Annotated in this window: 9 protein-coding genes; 4 read left to right on the plus strand and 5 right to left on the minus strand. The window is 49.3% G+C overall.

Annotated elements, in window-relative coordinates; translation table 11 throughout:
- Window positions 1-61: 61 nt before the first annotated feature.
- Entirely contained in the window at window positions 62-784 is a 723-nt protein-coding gene (locus AQR02_RS00750; RefSeq protein ID WP_425339949.1) for a peptidylprolyl isomerase, read from the minus strand.
- 171 nt (window positions 785-955) lie between these two features.
- Between AQR02_RS00750 and AQR02_RS00755 the strand changes: the two genes are divergently transcribed.
- Window positions 956-2,194: an MFS transporter gene (locus AQR02_RS00755; protein WP_054938957.1), complete on the plus strand. Its 1,239-nt coding sequence runs from the start codon at window positions 956-958 to the stop codon at window positions 2,192-2,194.
- A 94-nt stretch (window positions 2,195-2,288) separates the two neighbouring features.
- On the opposite strand, the gene AQR02_RS00760 is transcribed toward AQR02_RS00755, so the two are convergent.
- Window positions 2,289-2,828 carry a hypothetical protein gene (locus AQR02_RS00760; RefSeq protein ID WP_054938958.1) on the minus strand — a complete coding sequence of 180 codons (540 nt, stop codon included), beginning with the start codon at window positions 2,826-2,828 and terminating at the stop codon, window positions 2,289-2,291.
- Between the two features lie 16 nt (window positions 2,829-2,844).
- Window positions 2,845-3,030, minus strand: a complete 186-nt coding sequence (locus tag AQR02_RS00765; RefSeq protein ID WP_054938959.1) for a hypothetical protein — start codon at window positions 3,028-3,030, stop codon at window positions 2,845-2,847.
- A gap of 300 nt (window positions 3,031-3,330) precedes the next feature.
- Here AQR02_RS00765 and AQR02_RS00770 point away from each other — a divergent pair, with 300 nt between their 5' ends.
- The 3 genes from AQR02_RS00770 (at window position 3,331) to AQR02_RS00780 (ending at window position 7,129) form a co-directional block, all read left to right on the plus strand.
- Window positions 3,331-4,086, plus strand: coding sequence for a hypothetical protein (locus AQR02_RS00770; protein WP_159067653.1), 756 nt, complete (start codon window positions 3,331-3,333; stop codon window positions 4,084-4,086).
- Window positions 4,026-5,108, plus strand: coding sequence for a sensor histidine kinase (locus AQR02_RS00775; RefSeq protein ID WP_148449043.1), 1,083 nt, complete (start codon window positions 4,026-4,028; stop codon window positions 5,106-5,108). The genes AQR02_RS00770 and AQR02_RS00775 overlap by 61 nt, the downstream gene beginning before the upstream one ends.
- Before the next feature lie 176 nt (window positions 5,109-5,284).
- Complete coding sequence (locus AQR02_RS00780) at window positions 5,285-7,129, plus strand: sensor histidine kinase (protein WP_245237013.1); 1,845 nt, start codon at window positions 5,285-5,287, stop codon at window positions 7,127-7,129.
- 17 nt (window positions 7,130-7,146) lie between these two features.
- Here the strand turns inward: AQR02_RS00780 and AQR02_RS00785 are convergent, their stop codons facing one another.
- Window positions 7,147-7,386 carry an NHLP leader peptide family RiPP precursor gene (locus tag AQR02_RS00785; protein ID WP_054938963.1) on the minus strand — a complete coding sequence of 80 codons (240 nt, stop codon included), beginning with the start codon at window positions 7,384-7,386 and terminating at the stop codon, window positions 7,147-7,149.
- 106 nt (window positions 7,387-7,492) lie between these two features.
- Window positions 7,493-8,161 (minus strand): hypothetical protein (locus tag AQR02_RS00790; protein ID WP_159067654.1); only part of this gene is annotated, 669 nt, incomplete at its 5' end.

Raw genomic sequence — 8,161 nt, forward strand, 5'->3', positions numbered from 1 at the left:
GCTAAAGCCCATTTCCTTATTTAAGGAAATGGGCTTTTTTGGCTTACGGATAAGTGAATGTCTATTGCACCTTTTCCGGCTCCGGATAAGCAACGCCGAGTGTGTCTATAGTGACCTTAGTCATTACCGGCGGCGTTTCCGGCCGGTCCGAGCTGTCGCGCGGCAGGTTGACGATGGATTGCACCACATCAAGCCCCTCGGTTACTTTACCGAAAGCAGCATAGCTGCCGTTCAGGCTAGGATAAGCGGCGGCCATAATGAAGAACTGGGAGCCGCCGGTGTTCATGTCTTCGCCTCTGGCCATGGAGAGGACGCCTTCGGTATGCAGCAGATTGTTCGTGAATCCGTTAGCGGAGAATTCACCTGCAATGCTATATCCTGGACCGCCCATGCCGGTGCCGTCAGGATCTCCGCCCTGAATCATAAAGCCGGGAATCACGCGATGGAAAATCGTCCCGTTGTAGAAGCCCTTTTGAATCAGGGAGATGAAGTTGTTTACGGTGTTGGGAGCAACCTCGGGATAGAGCTCGGCTTTGATAATACCGCCGTTATCCATCTCAATGGTGACAATCGGATGGCTGGCCGTGCTTGATGGAACACCTTCTGTTGCGGCTGCAGCACTTTCCTGGGAAGCCGGACTGGCTTCGCTGCCGGTGTTGCTCCCTGTGGCGGCATTGCCCGCCGAATTGTTGCCTGCCGGTTTATTGCCGCATCCTGCGACAATGAGCAGCAGGAATGTCATCATCAGCAGCAGGATGATAGGGGTTCTTTTGGTACGCTTCACGTTTGAATCTCTCCTTTAATTTTTGAGTATGCTGGTTCGGTCATCCTTCATCATACATGGTTTGTCCCGCTTTTTGCAAAGCCTTAAGACTTACCAGGGATTGGCACACCGGGAAAAGAGGTTTAGAATGGTAGGATACTTCGCGGAAAAACAGAAAAGGTTGGTGAGAGCATGCCATTTTCATGGAAGCGGAATCTGATCGTGCTTTGGGTAGGCGTATTTTTCTGCAGTACAGCCTATTCCATTTCGATTCCGTTCCTCTCGATTTTTTTGAGTGACCAGCTGGGGGTTTCCGATCATTTGGAGATCTGGTCCGGGGCCAGCTTCGGTATTACCTTTCTGGCCAGTGCGCTGATCTCTCCTTACTGGGGATCGCTGGCTGACAAATATGGACGTAAGCCGATGCTGATCCGCTCGGGCTTCAGCCTGGCTGCACTTTATTTGATCAATTTCTTTGTTCATGATCCTTATGTTTTTCTGATTGTGCGGATTCTGCAAGGACTGCTGGCCGGGTTTGTTCCGGCAGCCATCGCGATGGTCGCGACGAATACCCCGGAGGAGAAAACCGGCTACGCGCTAAGCATCATGTCTACGGCGGGAGCTACGGGGAGTATTATCGGTCCGCTCATCGGCGGAGTGGTCAGTTATTATTCGAGCAACCGCAGCGCTTTTCTGTTCTCGGCGGCGATCGTGCTGGTATCGGCGCTGATAGCAACCTTTTTCGCCAAAGAAGAGAACTTTGACCGTTCGGCCCCAAGATCCCGTGTCCGGGATGACATCCGTGAGGCGAGGAACAACCGCGCCTTTATTACTTTGCTGCTGCTTGCCGGCATTACCACCTTTTCCGTGATGATTCTGGAGCCGCTGCTGCCGATTTATCTGCTGGATATGGGAATTGCGAAGAACAGCGCCTCATTAAGCTCCGGCATTGTATTCTCTGCAGTAGGCATAGCAACCGTGATTATGGCCCCGCAGTGGGGGCGGATCGGCAGCCGCAAAGGATTCGGATTTATTTTGTTCATCGGCCTCATCGGGGGCGGAATTGGGAACATTCTCCAGTATTTTGTATCTGGTTATGTAGAGTTTGCCATCCTGAGATTTGCCTACGGTCTGTTTTATGCCGGGGTGCTGCCTTCGGTCAATGCCATGATTGTACAGACCATCGAGCCGAGCTTCCGCGGCCGGGCGTTTGGCTTGAATCAGGCATCCACACAATTAGCAACGATGGCCGGGCCGATTATCGGCGGGCTGCTGGGCGCATTCATTCCGATCCGCTGGGTATTTGTCATTAATGGAGTAATGCTGCTTGTAGCAGCACTATTGGTGAAAGCTGCTAAACTGGAGGCCAAGGTCGGGGAGGCACGTTCCCATGGAGAAACGGCGGATGGAGAGGCAGAGATCAATTTATGAGCTCATTATATGAACACATATAATAGAAGAAACTGCTCGAAATTCAGGCAAAAAAGCACCACCGGAATAGAATCCGGTGATGCCCTAAGCCCGATTAATCCTCTTCGCCGGTCGAGCCGTTAAGCACATCGGTTCCAGGCATTACATCAAGCGGCGGGGCCGCGGGATCGACTGCGGTGCCTGGCTGCAATTCGTCAGCGTCAGGTATATCCTCTAGCGGTAAGTCTTCTTCATTGCCGGTGAGATCGTCTGCTAGGACATCCTCTTCATCGGCATATTCAATTACACTGCCGGTTAATCCGGCTGCCCCGGCGGCGAAGATCGCATCCGATTCCAGCAGCTCGTCCCGTTCCGGGGCAGGTGTTGCTGTGATGCGGCCGTTGCGGTCGGCTCTTGGGCCAAGGGTGGTTTCCGGAGAATTAAGGCCGATATCGGCAACCAGAATCGGATCCCCCTCCAGCACCGGGTCAGAACCTTCATCCACTACACCGTCCACATAATCGACAGGCGCTTCATGGGTTCCGGGCAGCCGCAGATCCTCAGGAGGGATGTCTTCTTCGGAAGTGATACTCCCCATTTTCTGAAAACGCTCATATGCTAAATCGGCTTCAGTTTTGTTGAATTCATTACCCATAAGCCGTTCAACTCCTTTAGGCTTTAGTCTGCTCCTCTTTAGGAACAGCGTGATTAATGGCTGCCTTCTGGTCTTCATCCGGAAGCGCACCGGGATAGGAATCTTCCTGAAACAGGCCGAACTCTTCATCGATATCCCGCTCGGTCACAAGTCCATCCACATCCGGAGATTCGCTGGCGGCGGATTTCTCTTTGCCGTTCATTGCCCATCCTCCTCCACGAATATCTCTAATCATTCTTTACCCGATAATTCGGCGGCGAATCTAATCCTTGAGTCCATTATTCATTGTCTTCCTTAATATATTCATTTTTCTGTACGATTAACCGCGTGAAGAAGAAAACTACTTATTTCGAGTATTTTTGCAGGATTAGCAGGGATAGTGCAAAGGTTGTCGAAAGTAAGAATCATATGAACTACAAAAATCCAACTAACGATTTATTGAGGTGTCAAGATGAAGTTGCCATCACCAAAAAGAGTGGCTGCTATTCTCATGCTTCTGCTCTTGATAGCTTTAGTGCCTTTAGGGATTGCTATGGAGTGGAGCGGCAAGACAGACCCCGTACTGCCGGAATGGGAGATGAAATGGGAACAGCCGGACGCTGATTCTTTTGAAGAAGCGGCGGCAGCTCCAGACCCGGAATGGATGAAAGTGCCCGCGAATGCAGCCAAACCGCTGCCCCCGGCCGGAGTAAGCGCAGCCTGGCTGCGTTTTGCAATACCTAAGGTGACTACCAACTCGGCACTACTTATAGATACAGTATATGGAAATACAATCAAAGCATATCGGAATAACGAGATCGTATATGATTCAAGTCAAATAGTTAATTTTAATGGCAGCAAGGGCTTCGGTGTTGAAGGAGAGGTCAGAACAGGAAATTATGATAAACTGATCGCCCTTTATGTCAAACAGGATCTAGTGGATATGGTCCTTGGTGCGGCGCTGATCTTTATGTCAGCCGTATTGATGACGTGCCTGTTTTTTGTCAGGGTGGAGCTTTTCTCAGGCGGACTTTGGCTGGTGCTGGTTATTTTATGTTTTGGCGTTTTGTTTATTACATACTCACCGTTTCTCCCGCTTATTCTGCACAATCAGGGGCGGCTAATTGAAACCTTTTTTGATCTGGCGTTATTTACACTGCTGCCGGCCTTTACCTTTTTTTTTGAACGGATTTTTGACCCCGGCGGGGGAAGGGGGTTGTGCGTTTCCGTAATTTTCAGCTCGGCTATTCTATCTTCTGCTTCGGCTTCCTCCTTCTGAATACACTGCTGTCTTACCGGCTGGATCACCTGTATAGAGTTATGACTGTAGAGGTTATGGGGATACTGATGATTGTTCAGCTCGCTTATTTGCTTGGCCTGGCGGTGATTTATGCTTACAGAGGCAATAAGGATGCCGTTATCTTCTCGCTCGGATTTGCCGTATTTGCTGTTGTCTCGCTTGGCGAGCTGCTCCTGTACTTCACTTCTGCAGAAAGCTACCATTTGTATTGGTGGAAGTGGGGAGTGATTGCTTTTGTTATTTCGCTGATCGTTATTCTTGGACGGGGCTTTGCCAGAAACTATGAACAGGCCGTTAGCTATTCCCGGGATCTGGAGAAATTCAACAATGAAGTCCAGCGTTCGGAGAAAATGGAGATTATCAGTGAACTGGCCGCGTCCGTTGCCCATGAGGTGCGCAATCCGCTGCAGGTTACGCGGGGATTCCTGCAAATTTTAGGAGAACGCTCCGGCTCAAAAGAGAAGGAATATCTCGATATGGCGATGCAGGAGCTGGATCGAGCCTCCGTCATCATTACGGACTTTCTCACCTTTGCCAAACCGGGGCTGGATCAGGAGGATATCCTGGAGGTTTCCGGGGAACTGAAGCATGTGTCCGGGATTCTGGTGCCGCTGGCGAATCTGCAGGGCGGAGCTATTCAGCTTCAGCTGCAGGACGGGCTTCAAGTGCTTGGCAGCTCCTCTAAATTTAAACAGGCTTTTATTAATCTGATCAAGAACAGTGTGGAATCCTTACAGGAGAATGGTCTGATCCTAGTATCCGCTTGGAAATCGGGATCACATATAGTGGTCAGTGTGAAGGATAACGGGGAAGGAATGAAGGTCAGTGAGCTGGCCCGCCTGGGCGAACCCTATTACTCTAATAAGACAAAAGGGACAGGGCTTGGCCTGATGGTTACTTTCCGGATCATTGAGGCGATGAACGGTGCTATTCAGTTTCACAGTAAGAAGGGCGAGGGGACCGAAGTGATTGTAAAACTCCCAGCCTACCGCAATAAATAGCAATTTTTTTGGATAATACCGTTTTTTTGAAGGGATAAGGGATGTTTAGGGCGAAATACTAGCTTGTATACATTGCTTCTAAAACTTTATTCTGGGGTGCTTGCATGCGCTTGATCGGTAAAAGTTTACATATAACAGCAGTGTTTTTTCTGCTTTTAATGACCTGCAGTTCGCTATTGGCTTCAGCAGATAGTCATTATGCCTCTAAGGAAATTAAGGAATGGCAGATCAAATGGGGAAATGATCCGGGGGATAACGGTTTTATCGTGCCTGCTCCGGATCAGGGGGGATGGATCAGCAGCGGAGCAGACACGGGCATGACAGAGCTTCCGAATGGCGTATCCTCGGCCTGGACACGAATTGAGCTGCCGGCATTCAGATATGTGTCACCTGCAGTCTACATCGAAACCTTATACGCCCTGCATGTTAAGGTGTATATCGAAGACCGCCTGATATTTGAAGATGACCGCAGCTATATTAAAGACAATTTCTCGCTGCTTGTCCCTCTAGGCGCAGATGATGACAGCAAAACGATGTATATCTGGACGTCAACTCTGCAGGACCGGATCGGAATTAAAGAGACGGCAGTCATCGGCGAGTATAGTAATCTGGTTAGAGGTTTCATAAAAAATGGGCTTATCGATGTGATTCTTGGCGGTGCTTTTGTTTTTGTAGCGGTGGTCCTGTTTGTATGCGGGTTTTTCCTGGACAGGGAACATTTCCACATAGCAGCCTCTTTAGCAGTTGTTATCGCAGCTACCGGGATTTTATCGATCACGTATTCTCCGTTTATTTATACCTTTTACAGTTCACTTGGAGCGCTCAGCGTTATCTTTCTGGACCTGGGGCTGCTGTCGCTGCTTCCGGCGCTTACCTATCTGTTCGAGAACATATTCGGCAGCGGGAGATACTCGATTATCCGGCGGTTCCGGATTTTTCAGACAGCGTACTCCCTGTTCTGCATCCTGTGTCTGATCGTGAATACATTGTCCGGCAACCGTTTTGTAGAATTTTATTATTTTATATCCGCCACGGTCATCGGCTTTATTATGATTATCCAATTTATTCTGCTCATTGCTTATGTCATTGCCTTCTCTATAAAAGGGAATAAAGACGCGATTATTTTTGCTGTGGGCTTTGGTACAGCGGCTTTAACAGGGGTCTCCGAATTAATCTGGTACTACGTCAAGAGCGGTAATTATGATCTGTTTTTCTGGAAATGGGCGCTCGTTGTATTCATTCTCTCGCTCATTATTATTCTCGGCCGCAGGCTGGCCCTGAACCACCGGCAGGTGGTCAAATATTCCCGGGAGCTGGAGCTGTTTAACAATGAACTGCAGCGTTCGGAGAAAATGGAGATTATTAGTGAGCTTGCTGCATCGGTGGCCCATGAAGTGCGCAATCCGCTGCAGGTGACCAGAGGGTTCCTCCAGCTCCTCAGCGAGAAGGCAAGCGGTAGTGAAGAACAGTACTTATCTATGGCACTAAGCGAACTTGACCGCGCCGCAAATATTATTACCGATTTTCTGACCTTTGCCAAACCGGAATTTGAGCAGATTTCAATCCTTAACGTTCAGGATGAGTTTAAACATATTGAGAGTATTATGCTGCCGCTCTGTCATCTGAACGGAGGCCAGATGATCATGGAAGCCGGAGAAGGATTATGGGTAAGGGGCAACTCCTCCAAATTCAAGCAGACATTCATCAATATCATTAAGAACAGTATCGAGTCGCTGGGTGATGAAGGCACTATACATATGATAGCCTACGGTGTCGGTGATAAAGTGTATATTCATATCAAGGATGATGGGGAGGGAATGGATCAGGAGGTTCTGAACCGGCTCGGGGAGCCGTATTTCTCCAATAAGACGAAGGGGACAGGGCTTGGACTGATGGTTACCTTCCGGATTATTGAATCCATGCAGGGCGAAATCCATTTTGAGAGCCAAAAAGGAGCCGGAACCGAGTCCGTCACAATGCTGCCGCTGGCAGACGCTCCGGAAGGTTCGGGCTCCCTATGAAGTTAGACTAAGGTGATTTACCAGGAACTAAGGGGAGAGATATCCGTCTTCATGATGCCCGAGGATGGACTGGGAGGAATGACGAGATAAAACTCATTAGAACCTTCCTCCACGGTTTTAAGTGTAATATTGTCGGGCAAATGAATACCTAGTGCTTCTCTGAGGGCTTCCTTCGGATCTGTAAGCAGCTTCTGTTTGAAACTCGGATCTTCCCATGCCTTCTGAATCACTTGATTCTTAAGAATTGCTTCTGACATTACAATCACCCTTCCCGGAAATAATAAATACTTACCCCGTAAGCATAACATAGCATTATTTTTGAATCTATGACTTTTTTTGGTTGTTATCCGCTTTTTGAGATTTTTAGAGATTCATATTTTTGGATAACCAGTACCCCAGTCCGCCTCCCTGTAATAGTACTTTCTCCGCTTCAATCGCTGCAGCAATTTGCTGGAGATTGTCCACCAGCATTTGGTGAAAGGCGGTTAGCCCGGGGATAGATAAACGGTCCGCTAGCAGCCTTTCGTGGTTCCCGGCTGCCGTTGCCGTATACTGTGCGAGCCCGCCTGTGGTGAAAATGAAGTCTTTGACGGCAGCCGGAGTAAGAATGGCGGTATCCTGCTGCAGATGATGACGGACCAGTGACAGCAGGCAGTTATAGCTGCCTTCAGCCAGGTCCTCCTCCCAATCCTCATAATCATCGAGCAATTGCAGGGTAATCAGCACGGCTTCAAGCATTTCTTCCGAATCGGCAATGAAGGATGGCTTGTCCGATAGCAGCAGGGCGGCGGTGCTGGAGAGCTTAAGGGGACTGGCTTTGCGGGCAATCCGGCTGCGGTCGGTCCAATAATAATCGCCGGCGGCTTCTCCGGCTACACTGTCTGCCCATTCGGTGATATAACGCCTGAAGTAAGACCAGAAGAGGGACTCTGGAGGGAAGAGCGGACGATAAAGATCCAGAAACTCCACATACAGCAGATTAGCAAGCGGCAGCACTTCGGCAGGTTCCGAATGCCTGTTATCCATCAGATC

Origin of the sequence: Paenibacillus ihuae (assembly GCF_001368795.1) — a bacterium.
Lineage (GTDB): Bacteria > Bacillota > Bacilli > Paenibacillales > Paenibacillaceae > Paenibacillus_AQ > Paenibacillus_AQ ihuae.